Source organism: Mesorhizobium sp. B2-7-1 (assembly GCF_006440735.1).
In the GTDB taxonomy this organism is placed as follows: Bacteria; Pseudomonadota; Alphaproteobacteria; order Rhizobiales; family Rhizobiaceae; genus Mesorhizobium.
The window spans coordinates 15,334-38,971 of sequence record NZ_VFUA01000047.1; the positions used below are offsets into that span (position 1 = coordinate 15,334).

General features: G+C 64.6%; 22 protein-coding genes and 2 pseudogenes. 10 read left to right on the top strand and 14 right to left on the bottom strand.

Going from position 1 to position 23,638, the window contains the following annotated elements; translation table 11 throughout:
* The first annotated feature begins 5 nt into the window (after nucleotides 1–5).
* A pseudogene (locus tag FJ471_RS18385) lies at nucleotides 6–356 on the top strand (VOC family protein).
* Between the two features lie 143 nt (nucleotides 357–499).
* Nucleotides 500–1,603 (top strand): 3-isopropylmalate dehydrogenase, encoded by a 1,104-nt coding sequence (gene leuB / locus FJ471_RS18390; protein ID WP_140805481.1) that lies wholly within the window; start codon nucleotides 500–502, stop codon nucleotides 1,601–1,603.
* 137 nt (nucleotides 1,604–1,740) lie between these two features.
* On the opposite strand, the gene FJ471_RS18395 is transcribed toward leuB, so the two are convergent.
* Together FJ471_RS18395 and FJ471_RS18400 are read right to left on the bottom strand one after the other, a co-directional pair.
* Nucleotides 1,741–3,597, bottom strand: coding sequence for a DEAD/DEAH box helicase (locus tag FJ471_RS18395; RefSeq protein ID WP_140805483.1), 1,857 nt, complete (start codon nucleotides 3,595–3,597; stop codon nucleotides 1,741–1,743).
* The gene (locus FJ471_RS18400; RefSeq protein ID WP_140805485.1) at nucleotides 3,497–4,741 is read right to left on the bottom strand and encodes an IS110 family transposase; all 1,245 of its coding nucleotides are present in this window, start codon (nucleotides 4,739–4,741) and stop codon (nucleotides 3,497–3,499) included. The genes FJ471_RS18395 and FJ471_RS18400 overlap by 101 nt, the downstream gene beginning before the upstream one ends.
* A gap of 607 nt (nucleotides 4,742–5,348) precedes the next feature.
* Here FJ471_RS18400 and FJ471_RS18405 point away from each other — a divergent pair.
* Nucleotides 5,349–6,383 carry an aspartate-semialdehyde dehydrogenase gene (locus FJ471_RS18405; protein ID WP_140805487.1) on the top strand — a complete coding sequence of 345 codons (1,035 nt, stop codon included), beginning with the start codon at nucleotides 5,349–5,351 and terminating at the stop codon, nucleotides 6,381–6,383.
* Between the two features lie 298 nt (nucleotides 6,384–6,681).
* Here the strand turns inward: FJ471_RS18405 and FJ471_RS18415 are convergent.
* Nucleotides 6,682–7,109: pseudogene (locus tag FJ471_RS18415) on the bottom strand (ACT domain-containing protein).
* 156 nt (nucleotides 7,110–7,265) lie between these two features.
* Between FJ471_RS18415 and FJ471_RS18420 the strand changes: the two are divergent.
* From FJ471_RS18420 to FJ471_RS18435, 4 genes are all read left to right on the top strand, one after another.
* On the top strand, nucleotides 7,266–8,171 hold the full coding sequence (locus tag FJ471_RS18420; RefSeq protein WP_140805504.1) for a bestrophin family ion channel: 906 nt from the start codon (nucleotides 7,266–7,268) through the stop codon (nucleotides 8,169–8,171).
* Between the two features lie 121 nt (nucleotides 8,172–8,292).
* Nucleotides 8,293–8,703 carry a DoxX family protein gene (locus tag FJ471_RS18425; protein ID WP_140805507.1) on the top strand — a complete coding sequence of 137 codons (411 nt, stop codon included), beginning with the start codon at nucleotides 8,293–8,295 and terminating at the stop codon, nucleotides 8,701–8,703.
* Between the two features lie 15 nt (nucleotides 8,704–8,718).
* The gene (locus tag FJ471_RS18430) at nucleotides 8,719–9,246 is read left to right on the top strand and encodes an SRPBCC family protein (protein WP_140805510.1); all 528 of its coding nucleotides are present in this window, start codon (nucleotides 8,719–8,721) and stop codon (nucleotides 9,244–9,246) included.
* 146 nt (nucleotides 9,247–9,392) lie between these two features.
* Complete coding sequence (locus FJ471_RS18435) at nucleotides 9,393–9,656, top strand: YMGG-like glycine zipper-containing protein (protein ID WP_140805512.1); 264 nt, start codon at nucleotides 9,393–9,395, stop codon at nucleotides 9,654–9,656.
* Between the two features lie 70 nt (nucleotides 9,657–9,726).
* Here the strand turns inward: FJ471_RS18435 and rpsP are convergent, their stop codons facing one another.
* The 6 genes from rpsP to FJ471_RS18465 all read right to left on the bottom strand — a co-directional run bounded on the left by rpsP (nucleotide 9,727) and on the right by FJ471_RS18465 (nucleotide 15,629).
* Entirely contained in the window at nucleotides 9,727–10,122 is a 396-nt protein-coding gene (gene rpsP / locus FJ471_RS18440) for a 30S ribosomal protein S16 (protein ID WP_140805514.1), read from the bottom strand.
* Nucleotides 10,123–10,171: 49 nt separating this feature from the next.
* Complete coding sequence (locus FJ471_RS18445; RefSeq protein ID WP_140805516.1) at nucleotides 10,172–10,498, bottom strand: chorismate mutase; 327 nt, start codon at nucleotides 10,496–10,498, stop codon at nucleotides 10,172–10,174.
* A 7-nt stretch (nucleotides 10,499–10,505) separates the two neighbouring features.
* Nucleotides 10,506–12,116, bottom strand: coding sequence for a signal recognition particle protein (gene ffh / locus FJ471_RS18450; RefSeq protein ID WP_140805518.1), 1,611 nt, complete (start codon nucleotides 12,114–12,116; stop codon nucleotides 10,506–10,508).
* Nucleotides 12,117–12,456: 340 nt separating this feature from the next.
* Nucleotides 12,457–13,407 carry a CPBP family intramembrane glutamic endopeptidase gene (locus FJ471_RS18455; RefSeq protein ID WP_140805520.1) on the bottom strand — a complete coding sequence of 317 codons (951 nt, stop codon included), beginning with the start codon at nucleotides 13,405–13,407 and terminating at the stop codon, nucleotides 12,457–12,459.
* A gap of 444 nt (nucleotides 13,408–13,851) precedes the next feature.
* A complete protein-coding gene (locus FJ471_RS18460) occupies nucleotides 13,852–14,463 on the bottom strand; it encodes a DUF1236 domain-containing protein (protein ID WP_140805522.1) in 612 nt (203 codons plus the stop codon).
* Between the two features lie 86 nt (nucleotides 14,464–14,549).
* Nucleotides 14,550–15,629, bottom strand: a complete 1,080-nt coding sequence (locus FJ471_RS18465; RefSeq protein ID WP_140805524.1) for a putative zinc-binding metallopeptidase — start codon at nucleotides 15,627–15,629, stop codon at nucleotides 14,550–14,552.
* A 311-nt stretch (nucleotides 15,630–15,940) separates the two neighbouring features.
* On the opposite strand from FJ471_RS18465, the gene FJ471_RS18470 reads away from it, so the two are divergent.
* Nucleotides 15,941–16,744: a lytic transglycosylase domain-containing protein gene (locus FJ471_RS18470; RefSeq protein WP_140805526.1), complete on the top strand. Its 804-nt coding sequence runs from the start codon at nucleotides 15,941–15,943 to the stop codon at nucleotides 16,742–16,744.
* Nucleotides 16,745–17,020: 276 nt separating this feature from the next.
* Here FJ471_RS18470 and FJ471_RS18475 read toward each other — a convergent pair whose 3' ends face one another.
* A complete protein-coding gene (locus FJ471_RS18475) occupies nucleotides 17,021–18,241 on the bottom strand; it encodes an argininosuccinate synthase (RefSeq protein WP_140805528.1) in 1,221 nt (406 codons plus the stop codon).
* Nucleotides 18,242–18,421: 180 nt separating this feature from the next.
* On the opposite strand from FJ471_RS18475, the gene FJ471_RS18480 reads away from it, so the two are divergent.
* On the top strand, nucleotides 18,422–19,063 hold the full coding sequence (locus FJ471_RS18480) for a LysE family translocator (protein ID WP_140805530.1): 642 nt from the start codon (nucleotides 18,422–18,424) through the stop codon (nucleotides 19,061–19,063).
* Nucleotides 19,064–19,066: 3 nt separating this feature from the next.
* Here FJ471_RS18480 and FJ471_RS18485 read toward each other — a convergent pair whose 3' ends face one another.
* The 4 genes from FJ471_RS18485 to FJ471_RS18500 form a co-directional block, all read right to left on the bottom strand.
* A complete protein-coding gene (locus FJ471_RS18485; protein ID WP_140805532.1) occupies nucleotides 19,067–19,534 on the bottom strand; it encodes a hypothetical protein in 468 nt (155 codons plus the stop codon).
* A gap of 7 nt (nucleotides 19,535–19,541) precedes the next feature.
* Complete coding sequence (locus FJ471_RS18490; RefSeq protein ID WP_140805534.1) at nucleotides 19,542–19,943, bottom strand: hypothetical protein; 402 nt, start codon at nucleotides 19,941–19,943, stop codon at nucleotides 19,542–19,544.
* A gap of 17 nt (nucleotides 19,944–19,960) precedes the next feature.
* A complete protein-coding gene (gene rlmN, locus FJ471_RS18495; RefSeq protein ID WP_140805536.1) occupies nucleotides 19,961–21,190 on the bottom strand; it encodes a 23S rRNA (adenine(2503)-C(2))-methyltransferase RlmN in 1,230 nt (409 codons plus the stop codon).
* 262 nt (nucleotides 21,191–21,452) lie between these two features.
* Complete coding sequence (locus tag FJ471_RS18500) at nucleotides 21,453–22,883, bottom strand: DHA2 family efflux MFS transporter permease subunit (protein ID WP_140805538.1); 1,431 nt, start codon at nucleotides 22,881–22,883, stop codon at nucleotides 21,453–21,455.
* Between the two features lie 331 nt (nucleotides 22,884–23,214).
* On the opposite strand from FJ471_RS18500, the gene FJ471_RS18505 reads away from it, so the two are divergent.
* Nucleotides 23,215–23,514, top strand: coding sequence for a hypothetical protein (locus FJ471_RS18505; RefSeq protein ID WP_140805539.1), 300 nt, complete (start codon nucleotides 23,215–23,217; stop codon nucleotides 23,512–23,514).
* Nucleotides 23,515–23,638 lie beyond the last annotated feature (124 nt).

Below are 23,638 nucleotides of genomic sequence, written 5' to 3' on the forward strand. Positions count from 1 at the left end.
CAGCGATGACGGTTCGGCGCATCGTAGCCAACATCGCCACCAAGGATATCGCGGCGGCGAAGCGCTTCTATCAGGACGTGCTTGGCCTCGACATCCTCATGGATCAAGGCTGGATCGCCACCTACGGCTCCGATGAAAGCATGCGGGTGCAGGTGAGCTTCATGGCCGAGGGCGGATCGGATACCCCGGTGCCGGACCTTTCGATCGAGGTCGACGATGTCGACGCGACGCTCGCTGGTATGAAGACCGCCGGCTTCGCCATCGAATAGGGCCCGGCCGACGAGCCCTGGGGCGTGCGGCGCTTCTACGTGCGCGATCCTTTCGGCAGGCTGGTGAATATCCTGGCGCATCGGTAGGCGAGACGCTGGCGGGACAGCACCCCCCTCTGGCCGGCAGGCCAGAGAGGGGTGTGAAGGATCTCGGCGCTCGTCCCCTTGCGCACGGCCCACTTGGCGTTTAGCAAGGCGCCGGTTCAATTTCTCTCCCGGGACGGTTCTCCATGGCTTCGAAAAATCTCTTCCTGCTCGCCGGCGACGGCATCGGCCCCGAGGCCATGGCCGAGGTGAAGAAGCTGATCAAGGCCATGAACGACAAGCTCGGCAGCAGCTTCGCCACCGACGAAGGCCTTGTCGGCGGCTGCGCCTATGACGCGCATGGCGCGGCGATCTCCGACGCCGACATGGCGAAGGCTGTTGCCTCGGATGCCGTGCTGTTCGGCGCCGTCGGCGGGCCGAAATGGGATGCCGTGCCTTACGAGGTGCGCCCCGAGGCTGGGCTTTTGCGCCTGCGCAAGGACATGGAGCTGTTCGCCAATCTGCGGCCCGCGATCTGCTACCCGGCGCTGGCCGCCTCCTCCTCGCTCAAGCAGGAAGTGGTCGAGGGCCTCGACATTTTGATCGTGCGCGAGCTCACCGGCGGCGTCTATTTCGGCGAGCCGAAGCAGATCATCGATCTCGGCAACGGCCAGAAGCGCGGCATCGACACCCAGGTCTACGACACGTTCGAGATCGAGCGCATCTCGGGCGTCGCCTTCGAGCTGGCGCGCACGCGCCGCAACCAGGTCACCTCGATGGAAAAGCGCAACGTCATGAAGTCGGGCGTGCTGTGGAACGAGGTCGTCAGCCAGACGCACAAGGCGCGCTACGCCGACGTCAAGCTCGACCACATGCTGGCCGACGCCGGCGGCATGCAGCTGGTGCGCTGGCCGAAGCAGTTCGACGTCATCGTCACCGACAATCTGTTCGGCGACATGCTCTCCGACATCGCCGCCATGCTCACCGGCTCGATCGGCATGCTGCCGTCGGCCTCGCTCGGCGCGCCGGATGCCAAGACCAAGAAGCGCAAGGCGCTCTACGAGCCGGTGCACGGCTCGGCGCCCGACATCGCCGGCAAGGGCATCGCCAACCCGATCGCCATGATCGCGTCCTTCGCCATGTGCCTGCGCTATTCCTTCGGCATGGTGGCGGAAGCCGACAAGCTCGAGGCGGCGATCGCCGCCGTGCTCGACGACGGCCTGCGCACCAAGGACATTTTTTCCGCGGGCATGAAGGAAGTCGGCACCACCGAAATGGGCGAAGCCATCATCGCCAAGTTCCTGGGGTGATCCCGGCATCGTCGAGGTAGCCGGTCTCGACTCAGTGGCAATTGCGCACCCGCGCCTTCGGACGCCTCGGCCAATCTCCGAGGTCGGCGATTTACCCGGCCCTCACCGCGGGTCGGCTTACAACTTCCGTCGCGATCCTACGCTGGCCGCTTCTTCTGCTTTTTGTGCTTTGCCGGCTTGTCGAACTTTGGCTTGTCGAATTTCGCCTTGCCGGGTTTTTTCGCCCAGGGTTTTGAGTCCGGCGCCCCGGCAGACGGACGCTCGCCCGGCGCCCGCTTTTCGAATCTGGGAGTGCTCGGGTCGAAAGCGCCCTTGCCGCGATGCGGCTTCTTCTCCGGTTTCGCCGCCTGGTAGCCGGCGCGCGACAGGTCCGGCGTGCCGTCGATGCGCCTGACCGCGATGTTTCCCTGCAGCTTGCGGTCGGGGCCGATCGCGGCGACGAACCGGTCGGCCCAGTCGGCGGCGATCTGCACGAAGGTTTCCTCCGGCTGCATCTTGATGGCGCCGATCTCGCGCTTGGACATGCCCGCGGTGCGGCACAGCATCGGGATCAGCCAGCGCGGCTCGGCATTCTGCCGGCGGCCGACCGAAAGCGAGAACCAGACGCTGTCGCCGAAATCGTCGCGGCGGCTGGGGACTTCGTCGCTGCGTGCGAATTTTTCGCGCGACGGTGCGAAAGGCGCGACTTCGAGCAGGTCTTCCGGCGCCGAGCGGCTGGAGCGGCAGAGCCGCACGAAGGCCGCGGCCACCTGCTCGGCCCCATGCTTTTCCAGCAGCACATCGATGAAGCCGCGTTCTTCCTCGCGCACCGGCTCGTCGAAGGCCGGGTCGGCAAGGATGCGCTCGTCGTCGCGGCGCAGCACGTCGTCGGCCGAGGGCGGGCTTGCCCAGGTCGCGGTCAGCTTGGCGTTCTGCAGGAGCCGTTCGGTGCGCCTGCGGGCATTGTTCGGCACGATCAGCGCGCTGACGCCTTTTCGTCCGGCGCGGCCCGTGCGCCCACTGCGATGCAGCAGCGTCTCCGGATTGGTCGGCAGATCGGCATGAACGACGAGATCGAGATTGGGCAGGTCGATGCCGCGCGCCGCGACGTCCGTGGCGATGCAGACCCGGGCGCGGCCGTCGCGCATCGCCTGCAGCGCATGGCTGCGCTCGTTCTGGCTGAGCTCGCCGGACAGCGCGACCACGGAGAAATTGCGGTTGTTGAAGCGCGCCGTCAGGTGATTGACGGCCGCCCGCGTGTTGCAGAACACCAGGGCATTCTTCGCTTCATAGTAGCGCAGCACGTTGATGATGGCGTTCTCGCGGTCCGCCTGGGCGACGTTCAGCGCCCGGTATTCGATGTCGAGATGCTGCTTTTCCTCGCCGGTTGCCGAGATGCGCACCGCATCGCGCTGATAGCCCTGCGCGAGCGTGGCGATGGCGCGTGGCACGGTGGCCGAGAACATCAGCGTGCGGCGCTCGGCGGGTGCTGCGTCGAGGATGAATTCGAGATCTTCGCGAAAACCGAGATCGAGCATCTCGTCGGCCTCGTCCAGCACCACGGCCCTGATCGCCGACATGTCGAGCGATTGCCGCGTGATGTGGTCGCGCAGCCGGCCGGGCGTGGCGACGACGATATGGGCGCCGCGTTCCAGCGCCCGCCGCTCGGTGCGCATGTCCATGCCACCGACGCAGGAGGCGATCTGCGCGCCGGTCAGCTCGTAGAGCCATTCGAGCTCGCGCCGCACCTGCAGCGCCAGCTCGCGCGTCGGCGCCACCACCAGCCCCAGCGGCGCGCCGGCGGCGGCGAAACGCTGAGCGCCGCCCAGAAGCGTCGGCGCCACGGCAAGGCCGAAGGCGACGGTCTTGCCGGAGCCGGTCTGCGCCGAAACCAGCGCGTCGGCTTCGCCGAGCTCAGGCTCCAGCACCGCTTTCTGCACCGGCGTCAGCTCGACATAGCCGCGATTTCGCAGCGCCTCGGCGAGCGCAGGCACGATGGTTTCGAAACTGGACATCTTGTTCTTTCGGAATTCGGAGTTCTGTGCTCGTCGTGGAGCACAAGGCCGGCACTGCGCCAAGCCAAAGCCTATTTGCGCGTTCGTACTTCTTGCGGCCGCCATTGTACAGTGCAGGCGGCACCGCCTTTCCCTTCTCCCCTTGTGGAGGAGGTGGATCGGCGCGCCAGCGTCGAGACGGATGAGCAACTGTGTTCGTCAGGCCCTGTTTGGATTCCAAGGTTTCGTTGTTTCGGATCATTGCGCTAAGGATGGTCAGGATCTTTCGTGCCACTGCGACGAGAGCGACCTTGGGCTCCTTGCCGTTGGCAATGAGACGCTGGTAGAAGGCCTTGAGGATGGGATTTGAGCGACTGGCGGTGAGGGCCGCCATATAGACCACCCTGCGCAGGGGATGACGACCGCCCCAGATCATGCGGCGGCCTTTGAAGGTGCCGCTGTCGAAGTCGTATGGGGCCAGGCCTGCAAGGGCTGCAATCTCGCGCCGCGACGCCTGGCCTATCTCCGGTGCCAAGGCCAGCACGGTATGGCTGAACACCGGACCGGCACCATGGAAGGACTGGATCAAGCGGTCTGTGGCCGCGAGCGCCGGCTGGCTGGCGACGAGATCGGCCATGCGCTTGGCCAGCAGTGCGATGTCGAGCTCAATGCGGCGCAGACGCTGGGTGAAGATGCGCTTGACCGTCGGCTCGCGTAGCTGTTCGAGCTGATTGGCCAGGCTGACCTTGTCGTCGCTGAGCTGCCTGCGGGCCACGACCAGATCGGCCAGTTGCTCGGCGATTGGGTCACACCGCACCGGCCGGGTCGGCAGTTCGGCGGTATAGCGCGCAATCAGCAGGGCATCGATGCGATCGTTCTTGGCCAGCCGGCCAAGGGCACGGGCATAGTGGCGCAGCTTGTGCGGATTGACGTTCCTGGCCGGTAAACCCGCCTTGCGCAGCGCCTTGGCCACGCCGCGCTCATAACCTCCACTCGGTTCCATGCCGATGGCGCGCACGTTGCGACCTTTCAGCCACTTGATCAGCTTGGCCCATCCCTCCTTGTCATTGTCAAAACGTGCTTGTTCCTGCGTCTGGAACACGGCCACATCGAGCCACCGCTTGGCAACGTCGATGCCGACATCCTGAACCGTCTGTGCAGCCATCTCCTCGGTCCCTTCCTTGTGTGCGGGGGCTTGCCCCTTGCAACTGTTCGGGTTCACAAAAGAAGGCGGTCGGGCCCCAGCTCATCCACGGTTTAGGCTACCTGAGGGGTGACGGGCTCTCGACCGCCGCCACGGATCAGGCAGACACCTGGTCCGTGGCATCCCTCATCAATGCACGATTCCAGACACACAAGGGGTGTTCCAGCGGAGTGAGAGGCCGGCTGGAGCACTCCTCATCCGGCCGCTTCGCGGCCACCTTCCCCCGCAAGGGGAGAAGGGAAAGCGGCGCCAATTGACTCTTTTCCCAAACCGCGTAAAAGCCCGCGTCGAACGGGATCGTTGTTCGATGCGCGGCCTTTTGATGGCTCTCCTTGCATTCGATGCCCCCAGCCTCAATGCGAACCATTGGGCCGGGCGCTTCGGCGCGTCCGTCCGTTCCAGCAAGATTCTGGGTTCCAGCAAAACTACGGCCAAGAAAACCACCACCAAAACGGTGTGATTCCCTTGGCCTAACCACCCTCTCCCGGGTCCGGCCCGGGGGACGAAACCCGCATGAGGCCAGCGGGTTTTCTCCAACAACCAAGCGGAGAGGGACAGGAGATATCAGATGAGTTTCAAGGTTGCGGTAGTCGGCGCCACGGGCAATGTGGGCCGCGAAATGCTCAACATACTGGAAGAGCGCGGCTTTCCGGTAAGCGAAGTGGTGGCGCTGGCCTCGCGGCGCAGCCAGGGCACCGAAGTGTCGTTCGGCGACAAGACGCTGAAGGTCAAGTCGCTCGACCAGTATGATTTCTCCGACACCGACATCTGCGTCATGTCGGCAGGCGGCAACGTTTCCAAGGAATGGTCGCCCAAGATCGGCAAGCAGGGCTGCGTCGTCATCGATAATTCGTCGGCCTTCCGCTACGATCAGGACGTGCCGCTGATCGTGCCGGAGGTGAACCCGGACGCGATCTCGCTGTTTACCCGCAAGAACATCATCGCCAACCCGAACTGTTCGACGGCGCAGCTGGTCGTGGCGCTGAAGCCGCTGCATGACGTCGCCACCATCAAGCGCGTCGTCGTCGCCACCTACCAGTCGGTGTCCGGCGCCGGCAAGGAAGGCATGGATGAGCTCTTTACCCAGACCCGCGCCGTGTTCGTCGCCGACGGCGTCGAGGTCAAGAAGTTCACCAAGCGCATCGCCTTCAACGTCATTCCGCATATCGACGTCTTCCTCGACGACGGCTCCACCAAGGAAGAGTGGAAGATGGTCGCCGAAACCAAGAAGATGCTCGATCCCAAGATCAAGCTGACGGCGACCTGCGTGCGCGTGCCGGTGTTCATCGGCCATTCGGAAGCGGTCAACATCGAGTTCGAGAAGCCGATCACCGCCGACGAGGCGCGCGACATCCTGCGCGAGGCGCCGGGCTGCCAGGTGCTCGATAAGCGCGAGGATGGCGGCTACATCACGCCGCTGGAATCGGCCGGCGAGGACGCCACCTTCATCTCGCGCATCCGCGAGGACTCGACCATCGACAACGGCCTGTCGATGTGGGTCGTCTCCGACAATTTGCGCAAGGGCGCGGCGCTGAACGCCGTGCAGATCGCCGAGCTCCTGGTCGAGCGCGGCCTGATCCAGCCGAAGAAGAAGGCGGCTTAATCTCGCTCACGGGCCGTATCGCCGCTGCCGCGGCGGGCCCTGCGCGGGCGCGCCGGACGACCGGCGGCCCGCGGTCGCGGGCTCGGCCTTTGGCCGGGGCGCCTTTGCCTTCTCCCCTTGTGGGAGAAGGTGGATCGGCGCGCAGCGCCGAGACGGATGAGGGGTGTTCCAGCGGAGTGAGGCGCTGGTTTTCCCTGGAGCACCCCTCATCCGTCGCCTCATCCGTCGCCTTCGGCGACACCTTCTCCCACAAGGGGAGAAGGGGAAGACCGCTCCTGCCCTTCAGGTTGAGCCTATCTTACGTGCTCGGGCGCTGAGCCAAGCCGCCGCTCTCCGCTGCCAGCTTCCGCAAGATGGCCAGCGCCTCCTCCGCCCGCTCCGCCGGCACGAACAGATGGTCGTGATAGAAGGCCGAGACCGGATTGACGCCCATGCCGGCCGCCGCGAGCTTCGCGGTGATGGCGGCGAGGAAGCCAACGGCTTCGAGCGAGGAATGGACGTCAAGCGTGATCATCCGGCAGCGGAAGGTGCCAACGAGGCCGGCGGCCTTCGCCTCGTCCTCCGTCACGATCAACGTCAGGCCTTCATGCTCGCGAAACTGCATGACGGGATCGAGCCCCGCCGGCGTCGGCGCATCCGGGCCAGCGTGGCGAAGACGTAGGTGCCGGCAAGCAGTTGCGGCATCATCGACGCGAGCAGCTTTTGCAGGTTGGTCTCGCCGGTCATGTCCGCTCCCCTTCGTCTGGCGCTGCGCGACGTTCTCGACAGTCCCACTCGAAACGTCAACGGTCCGGCGCCTGGACGACATGACGATGTCGCTGGCGGCCGAGCCGCAGGTCCGTTATCGCCGTAGAGACATAACGGTTAGCAAAGGTTCGCCCGATGATCGTCCGCCCGCGCCCGACATTCCTGCAGCTGTTCTTCATCATGCGCGGCTCGGTGGTGCCGCGCATCCTGCCGCAGATTTTTGGCTTTGCCATCTATTCGGTGATCATCCTGCTCCTGGCGCGGCACTTTCAGCTCGATCTCAGCGCCTTCAGCATCGCGCCCTTCGGGCTCGTCGGCGTGACGCTGTCGATCTATCTGTCGTTCCGCAACAACGCCGCCTATGACCGCTGGTGGGAGGCGCGCAAGCTATGGGGCGCGCTGGTCTTCGAGATCCGCAACCTGGCGCGCGCCACCACCAGCCTGATCGGCGCCCGCGCCGAGCAGCGCGCGCTGTTGATGGAGGCGCTTGCCTTCTGCCATCTGCTGCGCGGGCAATTGCGCCGGATCGACGGCAAAGAGGACGCCCGCGCCTTCATCGGCGACGAGGTCGACAAGGCCACCGCGCGCACCAACCCGGCCGACGACATGGTCCGCCGCATGGGCCGGCGCGCCAATGCGCGGCGCGAGGCGGGCGCGCTCGACCCGATCGGCTTCCGCATCCTCGACGAAAGGCTGGCCGCGATCGCCGCCATCCAGGCCGGCTGCGAGCGGATTGCCGGCACGCCCCTGCCCTTCGCCTATACGCTTCTGGTGCATCGCACGGCCTATGTCGTCTGCCTGCTCCTGCCGATCGGCTTGATCTCGACCACGGGCTGGGCGACGCCGCTGTTCACGGCGCTGATCGCCTATACGTTCTTCGGCCTCGATGCGCTGTCGGAGGAGCTCGAGGACCCATTCGGCATCGAGGCCAACGACCTTGCGCTGGATGGGCTCTGCCGCGTCTGCGAGATTTCCGTGTTCGAGGCGCTGGACGAGACCCCGCCGAAGATGATCGCGGCCGACAAATTTTACTTCTCGTAGCCCAAGGCGCGGTTCAGCCGGCGCCAAAAAGACTCGGCCCCGTGTAGGATCGGTGCCACATGGCTCGTCCTTGGCTCGAACCGGCAGATGGCCGGCATTCGAAACCTTGGAGGGAACATCCATGAGCATTTCCGAAGCCGTGCCTGCTTCAAAGGGCGCCTTGTGGACCGGGCGCGCGCTCAGCGCCGTCGTCGTCCTGTTCATGATCTTCGACGGCGTCATCAAGCTGCCGCCGCTCGAAATCGTCACCCAGACGATGGCCGAGCTCGGCTGGCCGGCCGACGCCAATGTCGCGCGGCTCCTCGGCATCATCGGCCTGATCTCGACCGCGCTTTATGCCATCCCGCGAACCTCGGTGCTCGGCGCCATCCTGCTCACCGCCTATATGGGCGGCGCGATTTCGACCCATGTGCGGATCGGCAACCCGCTCTTCTCGCACACGCTGTTCGGCGTCTATCTCGCTGTTATCCTGTGGGGCGGGCTCTATCTGCGCGACGCAAGAGTGCGGCAGCTGATCCCGTTCAGCCGATAAGCGGAGGAAACCACGATGCTCACCACCATCCTCATCATCCTCGCCGTCATCATCGCCGCCGTGCTGATCTATGCCGCGACCCGGCCGAACGATTTCGTCGTCAGCCGTTCCGCCAGCATCAAGGCGCCGGCCGAAGCGATCTTCCCGCTGATCAACGATTTCAGGCGCTGGCCGGAATGGTCGCCCTTCGAAAAGCTCGATCCTCAGATGAAGCGCACGCTTTCCGGCACCGAAAGCGGCAAGGGCGCGGCCTATACCTGGGAAGGCAATTCCAAGGCCGGCAAGGGCCGCATGGAGATCACCGGTTCGGTGCCGTCGTCGCAGGTCGCGCTGAAGCTCGATTTCGAAAAGCCGTTCAGGGCCAACAACAGCGTCGACTTCTCGCTTGCGCCGTCCGGCAACGGCACGACGGTCACCTGGGCAATGCGCGGCGCGAGGCCGTTAATCGCCAAGCTGATGGGCCTGTTCATGAATTTCGACAACCTCATCGGCAAGGATTTCGAGGCTGGGCTCGACAATCTCAGACGCGCTACAGAGCGGTGAAAACCTTGTGATTTCAAGTGCCTGATAGCACGTATCTGGGCTTTGGCCGGCGCCGCGCCGGCCAATCTTCGTTGTTCCAGGGATCAAATTAGCCGTCTGTGAGTTTAGACCACGGCGGCGAGACGGCGCGTGAGAGAGGAACAGCGATGAAGAAAGCAATCACCATTCTGGTGCTGACCATGGCCTTGGGCGCCTGCTCGCAAACGGAAAAGGGCGCCGCGATTGGCGGCCTGGGCGGTGCGGCGGTCGGTGCCGCGGTGGCGGGCAATCCGGTGCAGGGCGCGGTGGTCGGCGGCGCGGTCGGCGCGGTCGCCGGCGCATTGATCGGCCATGCCAGCGAAAGCGGCCAGTGCCGCTACCGCGACCGCTACGGCCGCGTCTATGTGGCGCGCTGCCCGTCCGGCTACTGAGAATCGGGCTTATCCAAAGAAAAGCGGCGGGCATTTGCCCGCCGTTTTTATACTCCAGGAAAGACCCCGATTACTCGGCGGTGGCGGCTTCGGCCGGCGCGGCAGTCGCTGCGGCGGCAGCGGCGGCGGCGTCTTCCTGGGCCTTCTTCAAGAGGGCCGAGCGTTCCTGCGCCTTCTTGCCGGGCAGGGCCTTGTTCGGGTTCGAGCGGGCTTCGCGCTTGGCAAGGCCTGCCTCGTCGAGGAAGCGCAGAACGCGGTCGGTCGGCTGTGCGCCGTGCGACAGCCAATGCTTGACGCGATCGGCGTCGACCTTGACGCGCTCGCCGTCCTTCGGCAGCAGCGGGTTCCACGAACCCAGCGACTCGATGAAACGGCCGTCGCGCGGCGAACGGGCGTCAGCGACGACGACGTGGTAGTAAGGACGCTTCTTCGAGCCCGCACGGGCCAGTCTGATCTTCAGTGCCATTCTTTTCTCCTAAAAGCTCTGATTTCGTTGATTAGGTCTTGGCTGGGCTTCAGCCGGCTTTCGTCACGCCGTTGTTCGCGGCGATCTGTTCGTGATGACGGATGACTTCACGGACGACGAAGTTCAGGAACTTCTCCGCGAAATCCGGATCGAGGTTCGCATCCTTCGCCAGCTGGCGAAGGCGGGCGATCTGCTGCTGCTCGCGCGACGGGTCGGCGGGCGGCAGGCCATGCTCGGCCTTCAGGACGCCGACCGCCTTGGTGCAGCGGAAGCGCTCGGCCAGCATATGGATGAGGGCGGCGTCGATGTTGTCGATCGAAGCGCGGTAGCCAGCCAGGATGGCGCGTGCATCGGCCATGTCTTTCTCCTCGTTCATCGCCCCCTCACTTCTTCTTTCCAAGACCGGGCAGCCCGCCGCCGCCGAGGCCTGGAAGGCCCGGAAGCTTCATGCCGCCGGGCAAGCCCGGCAGTCCGCCGCCGGGCAAGCCCGGCAGTCCGCCGCCGGGAAGTCCGCCGGGCAGGCCTTTGCCGAGACCGGCGGTCTGCGCCTGCTTCTGCAAGGCCTCGAGCTGCTTCGGATCCATCTTGGAAAGGTCCGGCATGCCACCGCCCATACCACCAGGCATCATGCCGCCAAGGCCCATTTTCGAGGCGAGGCCGCCCATCATGCCGCGCATGAGGCCGCCGCCTTTGCCCTTGCCGCCCATCGCCTTCATCATGTCGGCCATGCCGCGATGCATCTTCAACAGCTTGTTGATCTCGGCCGCGTCCGTGCCGGAGCCGGCGGCGATGCGCTTCTTGCGCGAATGCTTCAGCATGTCGGGATTGGCGCGCTCGGCCTTGGTCATCGAGGAGATGATGGCGAGCTGGCGGCCGAACATCTTGTCGTCGAGGCCGGCGGCGGCGAGCTGGTCCTTCATCTTGCCCATGCCGGGCATCATGCCCATGATGCCGCCCATGCCGCCCATTTTCGACATCTGCTGAAGCTGCTGGGCGAGGTCGTTCAAGTCGAACTTGCCCGACTGCATCTTTTTCGCCATTGCCGCCGCCTGCTCGGCGTCGATGGTCTCGGCGGCCTTCTCGACGAGCGAGACGATGTCGCCCATGCCGAGGATGCGGTCGGCGATGCGCTTGGGATGGAATTCCTCCAGCCCGTCCATCTTCTCGCCGGTGCCGATCAGCTTGATCGGCTTGCCGGTGACGGCGCGCATCGAAAGGGCTGCGCCGCCGCGGCCGTCGCCGTCCATGCGGGTGAGCACGAGGCCGGTGATGCCGACGCGTTCGTCGAAGCTTTTCGCCAGGTTCACGGCGTCCTGGCCGGTCAGCGAGTCGGCGACCAGCAGGATTTCGTGCGGGCTCGACACCTTCTTGATGTCGGCCATCTCGACCATCAGCGGCTCGTCGATATGGGTGCGGCCGGCGGTGTCGAGGATGACGACGTCGTGGCCGCCGAGCCTGGCCGCCTGCACGGCGCGCTTGGCGATGTCGACCGGGCTCTGGCCGGCGATGATCGGCAGCGTCGCCACCTTGGTCTGCTCGCCGAGCTGGCGCAACTGCTCCTGCGCGGCGGGACGCCGCGTGTCGAGCGAGGCCATCAGGACCTTCTTGTTCTGACGCTCGGTCAGCCGCTTGGCGATCTTGGCCGAGGTGGTCGTCTTGCCGGAGCCCTGCAGGCCGACCATCATGACGACGACGGGCGCCGGCGCGTTGAGGTCGATGGCGACGCCCTCGGCGCCGAGCATGTCGACCAGCTCGTCATGGACGATCTTGACGACCATCTGTCCGGGCTTGATCGACTTCAGCACCGCGGCGCCGACCGCCTTCTCGCGCACCTTGTCGGTGAAGGAGCGAACCACTTCCAGCGCGACGTCGGCCTCGAGCAGCGCGCGGCGAACCTCGCGCAGTGCTGCCGAGACATCCGCCTCGGACAGCGCGCCGCGGCCGGTAAGGCCGTTCAGGATGGAGCCAAGACGCTCCTGGAGGGATTCAAACATCTGCGGTCCTTGATCTCGGTGGGTTCGACCGAGAGGTAGTGCGTTCGCGCCGGGTCGCCAAGCAAAAGCGCAAAGCCAAAAAGCACCCGGGGGCGCATTGCGCTGCCGGGTGTTGGCCTCCGGGATCTCTTTACAGCTCTTGCCTCAAAGAGGCTTCGGCGTCCTGGTCGGCTTTCGCGAAAGAAAACTCGTCGCGGAATTCGAGGGGGTCTAGACAGGAAATCGGCAGCGGAGTCAAGGCTAATGCATGTCGCGCAAAAGTGCGCAGCGGTTTTGCGGCAACGACATGCATCAAAAAACAATGCCCAAATTCGGGCCAAAACGCCACGATTTGAGGCGTCTACAGCGGGCTTTGCCTGTTCGTGCCGACCCTGAGCGGCGAACGCCGATGCAAGAGCAGCAGCATCGTCAAAAGCGTGCTGACGATGCCGATCGCGGCGATCAGCACAGCGTCCAGGCCGGTCCAGCCGGGCCCTTCGAGCGGCTTGGCGTTGAGCAGGGCAAAGCCATTATAGCCCTCCTGGTGCGAGATCAGCAGGAAGCCGGTCAGGTTGTTGCCGAGATGGGCGCCGAAACCGGCGCCGAGATTGCCGGTGACATAGACAAGCAGCGTCAGCAACAGGGCAAAGATGCCGATCGAGATGAAGACGCTGGCATTGATGGCCAAAGTCGAGGCCGAATTCCAGTGCAGCGACGTGAACAGCAGGCCCGGCAACACTGCCCAGACCAGCGGGCTCTTGAAGCGATAGGCGAGGCCGCGCAGCACATAACCGCGAAACAGCATCTCTTCCGACGAGGTCTGCAGGAAGGCGAGCAGTGCGATCGGCACCAGGAAGAGCAGCCAGGACGAAAAGGCGATCGGTCCGCGCGCGATCTCCGGCTGCAGCCAATAGAGCAGCACCTCGGAGAACAGCGAGGTGATCAGCACCGCGACCAGGCCCTTGAGGAAATCCCCGCCGGCGATGCGGCGACTGACGCCGAACAGCGCCGACAGCGGTTCGCCATGCACGAAACGCATCGCCACCCACAGCCCGATCCAGATGCCGGCAAAGGAGGTCAGCGCGCTCAGGATGCCGATGGGCGATGCCAGGAAGTCCTGCATGTACTGCCCGGTCGAGGGACCGGGGAGACGCCAGACGATATAGGCATAGGTGCCGGCAAACAGCACCAAGGCGGTCATCGCCATCCAGAAGGCGACGACGATCGCCGCCCCGAGGAACAGGCGCGGCAAGGTGGTCTTTTCGTTCGGCGAGCGGCGATAGCGCTCGAAGGCGGCATTCTCGATCGTCACGCGACTCCCCTGCCGAAGGTTTTCCACCGCATCGGTCTAGGAGATCGGTGGTTACCGCGCGATTACGCTGTCAAGGTTGGCGGCTGAAATTGGACGCTTCAAGTGCAAAATGCGGCGCGACGTCCGAAGTTCGTCATCCTATGGCGAAGCAAGGAGCGAAGCGACGCGGCGCAGACCATAGGATCCATGCCGTTACATCTGAGCGATGCCAACGGCCCAGAATTCGGCTCCGTTGCACCCTTCGGCTGAGGTCATGGCATGGATTCCAGGGTCTTCGCGACGGAGCTTCGCTCCTGCTTCGCCCTGGAATGACGACGTTGGATAGCCTCGGCCAATCTCGAACGCATGTGATGGGGCAGCTTGATCAGACGCAAGCCTGAACCATCAGCGCGCAAGCAAAACGGCCGCCATCGCAGGCGGCCGCTCTTTTTGATCAAGCCCCGATCAGCGCATCACATAGACGATGCGCCGGGTGCCCGGATCGACCAGCGCCGGCTGGTTGTTCACATAGACATAGCGATACCGGTAATCCGGGATCTCGCGCAGCTCGACCGTGTCGGGCAGCGTGGCGCCGGTCACCACCTCGCCGTCGAGATAGACCGGATCGACCCGGTGCTCGCTGACATAGGTGCCGACCTCGGCCGGCGGCCTGCCGATCGACTCAATGGCGTCGCCGTCGTCGCCCGAAACGATGGCGCCGGTGTAGGTGTCCGTGGTGTAGACGTCATCGGTCGGCGGCGCCACGAGCGCGATGCCGGCATCGGCCGGGCGGCGGGTCACGACGACGCGGCTGCCGCCGAAATCGCCCGTCACATAGTCGGAATAGACCCAACCCTTGCCGCCGGCCTCGGCGATCGTGCACCATTTGCTGCCTTCGATGCAGCCGCTGAGGGTGGCCGACTGGCCGGCCGCCAGCACGCCGATGACCGGATATTGCGGACCGGGGCCGGCCCGCACGTTCAAGTCGGCCACGGCCTGGACGGGGGTGTCGGCAAAGGCGGCGCCCGAGATGGTGAGCAGCGCACCGGCAAGCGCCGGAAACAACACGCGTTTCATGATTTTTCTCTCCGTTTTCAACGCTCCCTCGGGCTCGGAAACGAAACAGAGGCTTATGCGTTCCGGCTAAAGTCCTTGTCGCCCGCTCACGAATTGTTCCAGGTTCTCTTCGACGCGCCTGTCAAAAGATCGTGCACGAAGCTCAATTTCCGCGCCGTCATCTCGGAAATCACGAAGGGATAGAGGTCCGGCAGGCCCATGCAGCGGTTGATCGAGTTGGAGGCTTCCGACAGCACCAGCCAGCGCGCAAGGATCTTTCCGAACGGCTCCGGCGCCGGGTCGGGATCGGCGGGGGCCGGCTGCAGGTGCCCGCCGGTGTCGCGGCGCGGGATGGCATCGGCATCCACGGTCTCCAGCTGTCCCAGCGGAAAATTCAGCGCATGCACCATTTCCAGCGTGTCGGTGATGTGAAGATGATGCGCGAAGGTCTCGGCCCAGTCCTCCCACGGATGCGAGGTCGCATAGGCCGAGATGTGGCGTTGCTGCCAGTCGGGCGGCGCGCCTTTGGCGTAATAGGCCTTCAATGCCTGCTCATAATCGGCCTGCTCGTCGCCGAAGAGCGCGCGGAAGGCCGAAAGCCGCGTGGGATCGTCACGGATCAACCGATCCCAATAATAATGGCCGAGCTCATGTCGGAAATGGCCGAGCAGGGTGCGGTAGTTCTCGCCCATCTCGACGCGTCGTCTTTCGCGCTCGGCGGAATCAGCCTCGGCAACGTTGAGCGTGATCAAGCCGTTGTCATGGCCGGTCAGGATGCGCTCGCCGCCAGGACCGGCGCCGATCGGGTCGGCAAGGAAGTCGAAGGCAAGCCCAACCTCGTCGCCCGGGCCGCTCTTGGGCGTCACCGGCAGGCCGAAGGCGAGCAGCGAATAGATTGCGCGTTTCTTCGCCGCTTCGACCCGAATCCAGCGCCGGCGATTGCCGTCGATGGAAAGGTCGGGAATCACCTGATTGAGGGCGCAGGCGCGGCAGAAAGTCCGGCCAGCCTCGGTCCGCCAGTTGCAGGCGCACTCATCGGCATTGCCGCACGGAAAAACGCCGCCCTTGCCACTGAGCACGAAGTTCGCCTGCTCCGGGTCGTAGAGCACCAGGCTGGAACAATTCAGGCACTGGGCATTCTCGAAATAGAGGCGATGGCCGCAATTGGGACAGTCGAACAGCTTCATGGGTGATCAACCCGCAGGATCGGACCGTGAATGTGGACTTGGCTCTAACGCCTCCCGACATCCGGCGTTCCGAGACTATTTCGCCGCAAGCTGCGGTCTTCGCCGCGGCAAGCTCCGCCGAACCGGCGCCAATGATCACGACATCAACGTCTTTCATGAGGCAAGCCCGCCACACCTGATGCCCGATCGTAGCAAATTGCCCTTCTTTCGCCAGTGTCGGGTGTCACGTCCCCCGCGGGGGCGGTGACAACCCGGCATTTCGCTGGCAAATTCACAACCGGGACGTGATTCAAGGCAACCAGGAGACGGATATGGCATTTTTTGCCAAAGGAAGGATTTTCGTGGCCGCCGCGGCGGTGGTGGCGATGCTTGGGCTGGCGACGGGCGCCGAAGCCGCGGCCAGCTGCGGCAAGAACGGCGCAGGCTTCGACGCCTGGAAGCAGGACTTTGCCGCCGAGGCCAAGGCCAACGGCGTCGGCCAGAGGGGCCTTTCGGCGCTGGCCGGGGCAACCTACGCGACAAGGACGATCGCCGCCGACCGCGCCATCCACAAGGCTTTCAGCGGCTCGGTGGAGGCCTTCATGAAGCGCCGCGGCGCGTCCACCATCATCTCGAGAGGCAGGGCGCTGAAGAAGGCGAACGCGGCGATGTTCGCCAATATCGAGCGGACCTATGGCGTGCCGCCGGGCGTGCTGCTCGCCATCTGGGGCATGGAAACCGGCTTCGGCGCCTCGATGGGCAACCAGAACACAGTGTCGGCCATCCTGACGCTGGCCTATGACTGCCGCCGCCCTGACTACTTCAAGCCTCACGCCATCGCCGCGCTCAAGCTGGTCGATCGCGGGGCGCTGAGCGCTTCCTCGGTCGGCGCCATGCATGGCGAGATCGGCCACACCCAGTTCCTGCCCGGCAACGTGCTGAAATACGGCGTCGGCAGCGGAAACCTGCGCGACCGCAACACGGCGCTCGAGTCGACCGCCAACTACCTCAAGGGGCATGGCTGGCGGGCGGGTGCCGGCGCCGAGGCAAATATGGGCGCGATCGCCGGCTGGAACTCCGCGAGCGTCTACCAGCAGGCCATCGCCCAAATCGCCGAGGCGATCGACGCCAACTGATTCTGAGATTCTACTCGGCAGAACAGCCCGGCCAGGCGCCGGGCTTTTTGTTGGAATCGGAGATCGGCGAAAGCCGGGAAATCGCTAATCCCCCCGGGCGAAGTGTCGCCGAAGGCGATAGGGGTCCCGAGCGGGAAGCTGCAACATATCTTCATCATTCTAGGGCGGAGCAAGGAGCGAAGCGACGCGCGCAGACCCTGGAATGACGAAGTGAAAGAGACCGCGACCCTTCACCCCCTCTGCCCTGCCGGGCATCTGCGGGGAAGATCGGCAGCTTCAGCGACGGTTTCTCGCCGCCAGTGTGCGCAGCCGCAATCCATTCAGCCGGATAAAGCCCTCGGCGTCCTTCTGGTCGTAGGCGCCGCGATCATCCTCGAAGGTGACCAGCGCATCCGAATAGAGCGTCTTCTTCGACTTGCGGCCGGTGACGATGACATTGCCCTTGTAGAGCTTCAGCCGCACCGTGCCTTCGACGTCTTCCTGGCTCTTGTCGATCATCGCCTGCAGCATGACGCGCTCGGGCGCGAACCAGAAGCCGTTATAGATGAGCTCGGCGTAGCGCGGCATGAACTCGTCCTTGAGGTGCGCGGCGCCCCGGTCGAGCGTGATCGATTCGATCGCGCGGTGGGCGGCGATCAGGATAGTGCCGCCGGGGGTCTCGTAGACGCCGCGCGACTTCATGCCGACGAAGCGGTTCTCGACCAGGTCGAGGCGGCCGATGCCGTTGTCGCGGCCGAGGTCGTTGAGCGCCGCCAGCATTGTGGCCGGCGACAGCTTCTTGCCGTTGAGCGCGATCGGATCGCCCTTCAGGAACTCGATCTCGATTTCGGTGACGGCGTCCGGCGCGTCCATCGGCGAGACGGTGCGCTGATGCACGAATTCCGGCGGCTCGCTCCACGGGTCCTCCAGCACCTTGCCCTCGGACGAGGAGTGCAAAAGGTTCGCGTCGACCGAGAAGGGCGCCTCGCCGCGCTTGTCCTTCGCCACCGGGATCTGGTGCTGCTCGGCGAAATTGATCAGATCGGTGCGCGACTTGAACGACCAGTCGCGCCAGGGCGCGATGACCTTGATGTCGGGGTTGAGCGCGTAAGCCGACAATTCGAAGCGGACCTGGTCGTTGCCCTTGCCGGTGGCGCCATGGGCGATCGCGTCGGCGCCGGTCTCCTTGGCGATCTCGACGAGATGCTTGGAGATCAGCGGTCGGGCGATCGAGGTGCCGAGCAGGTAGGTGCCTTCATAGACGGTGTTGGCGCGGAACATCGGGAAGACGAAGTCGGCGACGAACTCCTCGCGCACGTCGACGATGCGGATGTCCTTGATGCCCATCATCTCGGCCTTCTTGCGGGCCGGCTCCAGCTCGCCGCCCTGGCCGAGATCGGCGGTGAAGGTGACGACCTCGGCGCCGAGCTCGGTCTGCAGCCATTTCAGGATGATGGAGGTGTCGAGGCCACCGGAATAGGCGAGCACGACTTTCTTGACGTTCTTGATCTTGGACATCTTTGGCGGTTCCGCGGGAAAATAACTTCGCGGGCGAGGTATCACGGCCTTTCCGGGCCGCGCAAGAGACGAACAGAGGCCTGCCGACGGCACAGGCTGGGCCAGATGATTGCCCGGGCAGCCGCTGGCGACGCAAAAACGGCCGCGTTATAGGCTGCGCGACCCATCCCGAGGCGGCCCATGTCCTTCATTCCCGACACTTCGACGCTCATCCAGTTCGCCATCGCCACTTTCATCCTGGCGATCACGCCGGGACCGGACATGACGCTGTTCGTCTCGCGGACACTGAGCCAGGGCCGCGCTCCCGGCTTTGCCTCGTTGACCGGGGCGCTCTTCGGCACGCTGATCCACACCACGCTGGTGGCGGTCGGCGTCTCGGCGCTGATCGTCGCTTCGCCAATGGCCTTCTTCGTCTTGAAGATCTTCGGCGCAGGCTATCTGGTGTTCCTGGCCTGGCAGGCGGTGACGAATGGCTCGGCCTTCTCGCCGGAGAAGAGGACCGGACCGCAAGTGTCCCTGTTCCGCAGCTGGATGGCCGGGCTCGGCGTCAACCTGCTCAATCCCAAGATCATCCTGTTCTTCATGACCTTCCTGCCGCAATTCGTCTCCGCGCACGATCCGAACGCGTCCGGAAAACTGTTCTTCCTCGGTATGATGTTCATCGTGCTGTCGATACCGGTGACGGTGCCGATGGTGCTGGCGGCGGAGAAGTTCTCGGCGGCGATGAAGGCAAGTCCGCGCGTCACGCGCGTGGTCGATTATTTGTTCGCCGGCGTGTTCTCCGCCTTCGCGCTCAAGATCCTGACGGCGCAGGCGAAGTAGCGTTCAGGGCTCGGCATCGAGCAGCGGCGCGCGGCGCCAGCTTCCGGCCCAGCGGCCAGCGCAGAGCCAGTAGAAGATGCCGCCGACCATGCCCGCGCCGATCACGGCCAGCCTGGCATTGGTTTCGGTGACGTCGAAATTGGCGTCGCCTATGTTGTGCACGAAGCCAAGGAAGACGACGGCGATGACGGCGCCGCCGAGCGCGTAGAACAGCCAGTCGCGGCGGCCGAGCAGCTCGGCGATCAAAATGACGACAGCCGCAGGCATGAAGGCGAAATAGGCGACGAACAGCGCCACGAACGGAACCGAGAAATAGAGCGAGGCGGTGGCCGCCGGCTCGGGATTGGCCGGCATGTAGCCCAGATGCGCCAGGACCAGGACGTTGAGGAAGGCGCTCGCCGCCAGCGAGGCGACGACATAGCCGACCAGGATGGCGGCAAAGCGGACGAGATAGGCGATGAAACGAGCCATCTTGATGCTATCCGGCGGTCGGGAGAAGTCGACCTGCGACTAGCTGATAGACAACGCCACACAGGCTGCCTGCCGCTGTTAATGCTATCAGCATATCGAGGCCAGGTGGTGCTTGCGTCAACGGATGGAACTGCATGATCGCAAACATGGTGGCACCTACCAGGGCGCCAGCGAGGATCGAAAATCTCAATCCTCGCCGTCCAGAAAACTCAGACAACGCAATCAGCGGCAACGCTGGCAAAGCGCCATAGACGGCGGCGACCCATGCGCCGACGATCAAGGCCGTCACCTGGTCCCCCAGATCGAAGAAATAGCTGCCGCTGCGCCAAAAAGACGAAGCGCCTTCATACAAAAGGAAAAGAAGGGGCATGACGAGCGACGCCGCTGCATAACCGATGACAGCGGCCACCAACCGCCTGATCAGCCTCACGCCTCGCCGTGCCCCGCGATCATCATGGCTTCCAACGCCAGCCGATCAACCTTGCGCATGCGCTCGGACTCCGACTTCAACTGGCCGCAGGCGGCCAGGATGTCGCGGCCGCGCGGGGTGCGGATCGGCGAAGCATAGCCGGCATTGTTGATGTAGTCGGCAAACTTCTCGATCGTCTCCCAGTCCGAGCACTGGTAGTTGGTGCCGGGCCAGGGGTTGAACGGGATCAAATTGATCTTGGCTGGAATGCCCTTGAGCAGCTTGACCAGCGCCTTGGCGTCCTCGAGGGAATCGTTGACGTCCTTCAGCATCACATATTCGAAGGTGATGCGCTTGGCGTTGGAGAGGCCCGGATAGGCCTTGCAGGCGGCGATCAGCTCCTTGAGCGGGAACTTCTTGTTGATCGGCACGAGCAGGTCGCGCAGGTCGTCATTGGTTGCGTGCAACGAGATCGCCAGCATAACGCCGATCTCCTCGCCGGTGCGGGCGATCTCCGGCACCACGCCCGAGGTCGACAGCGTGATGCGTCTTTTCGACAAGGAAAGCCCGTCGCCGTCGGAGGCGATCAGCAGCGCCTTCTTCACCGCCTCGAAATTATAGAGCGGCTCGCCCATGCCCATCATGACGATGTTGGACACCTTGCGCCCCTCGGCCGGCACGATGGCGCCGTCCGGCGTGTCGCGGTCGGGGAAGTCGCCGAGACGATCGCGCGCGGTGAGCAGCTGCGCCAGGATCTCCTCGGCGGTGAGGTTGCGCACCAGCTTCTGCGTGCCGGTGTGGCAGAAGGAGCAGGTCAGCGTGCAGCCGACCTGCGAGGAGATGCAGAGCGTGCCGCGGCCTTCCTCGGGGATATAGACGGTCTCGATCTCGACGGGACGGCCGGCGCCGCGCGGCGGAAAGCGGAACAGCCATTTGCGCGTGCCGTCGGCGGAGATCTGCTCCTCGACGATTTCCGGCCGCGCGACCGTGAAGTGCCTGTCGAGCTCGGCGCGCAGGTCCTTGGAGATGTTGAACATATGCGCGAAGTCGGAGACGCCGCGCACATACATCCAGTGCCAGAGCTGCTGGGCGCGCATCTTGGCCTGGCGCTCGGGCACGATGCCGGCGCCGACAAGCGCTTCGCCGAGCTCGGCGCGGGTCAGGCCGACCAGCGACGGCTTCTCGGTGGTACGGGCGCGCAAGGCGTCGCGGGCGCCTTCGGCGGTAAGATCAAGCGAAACGGTCATGGTGGCGCCAATATAAGCGATTTGCGGCCGATTTCAGCATCGGCCGGATAGGAAGCGCGGCGCATAGCACAGCTTGGCCGCGGAGTCATGCGCCGGCCTTTCCTTCTCCCCTTTGTGGGAGAAGGTGTCGCCGAAGGCGACGGATGAGGGGTGTTCCAGCGGAGTGAGGCGCTGGCGTTCCCTGGAGCACCCCTCATCCGTCTCGGCGCTGCGCGCCGAGCCACCTTCTCCCGCAAGGGGAGAAGGGAGAGGCGGCGCAGCCTTACCCTTGCGTATCCGCCTTATGGCGATGGCCGCTGACCTGCGCACCGTCTTCCGGATGCAGGAAGAAAAACCCCGGAATGGAAAGCAGCGGGATCACCGCCGTCAGCAGGAATGCCCAATGGAACTGGTCCGCCGTCGGCGCATGGACCTCGCCGGAGACGAGGCCGAGCACCATGGCGGCGATCGAGACGCCGAGCGAGACGCTGAGCTGCTGCAGGACGCCGCCCAGGCTGGTGGCGCGGCTGAGCTTCTCGCCCGGCAGGTCGGCATAGGACAGCGTGTTGGAGGACATGAACTGCGCCGAGCGGACGATGCCGAAGAAAAAGACGTAGAGGCCGATCGCCCAATGCGGCGTGTCGGCATTGAGCAGCGAGAATCCCGCCACGGCAACAGCGCCGACCACCGCGCTGCCGCTCAGCACGGCCTTGAAGCCGAAGCGCCGCAGGAAAAACGACAGCAGCGGCCGCATCAGCAAGGCGCCGAAGCTGCCGACGAAGGTCAGCGATCCAGACGTGACCGGGCTCATGCCGAAGCCGACCTGCAGCATCAACGGCAACAGGAACGGCGCGCCGTTGAGGCCGATGCGGCACAGGCCGCCGGCGAGCGTGCCGACCCAGAAGGAGCGGAAGCGAAACAACGTCAGATCCACCGCGGGCGCCGCGACGCGGCGCGCATAGCGGCCGAAGGCGAGCAGGAGCAGGACCGATGCGGCCAGCAACAGCACGGTCGCCAGCGGCGAAATGACCGGCCTGCCGATATTCTCCAGGCCGAATTGCAGCAGCGCGGCGCCGGCCCCCACCATCAGGAAGCCGGCGAAGTCGAAAGGCTGCGCCTCCTCGCCGCGGAAATCGTCGACGAAGCGTAAGGCGGCGAAAATGCCGATGAGGCCGAACGGCACGTTGACGTAGAAGATCCAGCGCCAGGAGGCATAGGTGGTCAGGAGGCCGCCGAGCAGCGGCCCGATGACGGGGCCGATGATCGCCGGCAAGGTCATGTAGGTCATGGCGGTGATCAGCCCGCTGCGCGGAAAGGAGCGCAACAGGATCAGCCGCCCGACCGGCGTCATCATGGCGCCGCCCAGACCCTGCAGCGCGCGCATGGCCAAAAGCATGCCGACGCTGTCGGCCACGCCGCACAGGACCGAGCCCAGGGTGAAGGTGAAAAGCGCCAGCGCGAAGATCTTGCGGGCGCCGAACCGGTCGGCGAACCAGCCGCTGACGGGAATGAACACCGCCAGGGTCAGGATGTAGGTGGTGATCGCCAGATTGAGCCGGACCGGTGTGGTGTCGAGGCTTTGCGCGATGGCCGGGATAGCGGTGGTGAGGATGGTGGAATCGAGCTGTTCCATCAGGAAGGCGATGGCGACGATGGCCGGGATGATCAGCTTGAGACGCGGGTCGCGCTCGGTCGCAAAGAGATGCTGTTCCAATTGTCCGCCAGTTCCGTCGCGCAGGCAGCGGTGGCCCGCTGTGAGCCATCCGCGATCAAGCCGGCGTCGATGTCGTGCAGCCCAGCCGGCCCGGCCCCCCACCGCACCTGACTGCTTTATGTCCCGATCGATGCCAAGCGATAGCGATTTCGGCTGGCACAGAGGTCAACAAATCTTGAGCCCCGTCCGCCTGTGCCAGGGGCGGAACGCGATCGGCTACCGCCATCGTCTGCCGAAAATCGATCACATGTTCGTGTTGGCGTAACCAATCGAAGCGCATCCGCGAACCTGAAGAGGGCGACCATGCCCCTCAACAATGGGAGTTGTTAAGATGCACTCGATCAAGTTCGTTCTTATTGCCGGCCTCGTCGGCCTTTCCGCCTCGCAGGCCTTTGCCGAGGACACGATGGGCGCCATGACCATGATGAAGGGCGGGCAAGTCACCGCGATCATGCCGGACGGTCACATGGGCACGATGATGCCGGACGCCAAGATGAGCGCCGACATGATGAAGATGGCCAAGCCGATCAAGCATTGCATGATGATGATCACCGACGCCAAGGGCAAAGCCTACATGATCGACACGTCGACCAAGAAGGCCCAGGCCGAATGTGAAAAAATGGCGATGTGACCTCGCCGATCTTGCGTGCCGACCTCCCGCCGGCCGGTATGCCGGCGGGCTATCCGCCATCCGGCAACATCTCTGCCGAGCCTTCCAGCCGTGATCCTCGAGTGCTGTTCCTCGACCTTGCTGG

Coding starts and splice junctions, on each gene's coding strand:
- leuB (WP_140805481.1), top strand. CDS start 500: ATGGCTTCGAAAAATCTCTTCCTGCTCGCCGGCGACGGCATCGGCCCC.
- FJ471_RS18395 (WP_140805483.1), bottom strand. CDS start 3,597: ATGTCCAGTTTCGAAACCATCGTGCCTGCGCTCGCCGAGGCGCTGCGA.
- FJ471_RS18400 (WP_140805485.1), bottom strand. CDS start 4,741: ATGGCTGCACAGACGGTTCAGGATGTCGGCATCGACGTTGCCAAGCGG.
- FJ471_RS18405 (WP_140805487.1), top strand. CDS start 5,349: ATGAGTTTCAAGGTTGCGGTAGTCGGCGCCACGGGCAATGTGGGCCGC.
- FJ471_RS18420 (WP_140805504.1), top strand. CDS start 7,266: ATGATCGTCCGCCCGCGCCCGACATTCCTGCAGCTGTTCTTCATCATG.
- FJ471_RS18425 (WP_140805507.1), top strand. CDS start 8,293: ATGAGCATTTCCGAAGCCGTGCCTGCTTCAAAGGGCGCCTTGTGGACC.
- FJ471_RS18430 (WP_140805510.1), top strand. CDS start 8,719: ATGCTCACCACCATCCTCATCATCCTCGCCGTCATCATCGCCGCCGTG.
- FJ471_RS18435 (WP_140805512.1), top strand. CDS start 9,393: ATGAAGAAAGCAATCACCATTCTGGTGCTGACCATGGCCTTGGGCGCC.
- rpsP (WP_140805514.1), bottom strand. CDS start 10,122: ATGGCACTGAAGATCAGACTGGCCCGTGCGGGCTCGAAGAAGCGTCCT.
- FJ471_RS18445 (WP_140805516.1), bottom strand. CDS start 10,498: ATGAACGAGGAGAAAGACATGGCCGATGCACGCGCCATCCTGGCTGGC.
- ffh (WP_140805518.1), bottom strand. CDS start 12,116: ATGTTTGAATCCCTCCAGGAGCGTCTTGGCTCCATCCTGAACGGCCTT.
- FJ471_RS18460 (WP_140805522.1), bottom strand. CDS start 14,463: ATGAAACGCGTGTTGTTTCCGGCGCTTGCCGGTGCGCTGCTCACCATC.
- FJ471_RS18465 (WP_140805524.1), bottom strand. CDS start 15,629: ATGAAGCTGTTCGACTGTCCCAATTGCGGCCATCGCCTCTATTTCGAG.
- FJ471_RS18470 (WP_140805526.1), top strand. CDS start 15,941: ATGGCATTTTTTGCCAAAGGAAGGATTTTCGTGGCCGCCGCGGCGGTG.
- FJ471_RS18475 (WP_140805528.1), bottom strand. CDS start 18,241: ATGTCCAAGATCAAGAACGTCAAGAAAGTCGTGCTCGCCTATTCCGGT.
- FJ471_RS18480 (WP_140805530.1), top strand. CDS start 18,422: ATGTCCTTCATTCCCGACACTTCGACGCTCATCCAGTTCGCCATCGCC.
- FJ471_RS18485 (WP_140805532.1), bottom strand. CDS start 19,534: ATGGCTCGTTTCATCGCCTATCTCGTCCGCTTTGCCGCCATCCTGGTC.
- rlmN (WP_140805536.1), bottom strand. CDS start 21,190: ATGACCGTTTCGCTTGATCTTACCGCCGAAGGCGCCCGCGACGCCTTG.
- FJ471_RS18505 (WP_140805539.1), top strand. CDS start 23,215: ATGCACTCGATCAAGTTCGTTCTTATTGCCGGCCTCGTCGGCCTTTCC.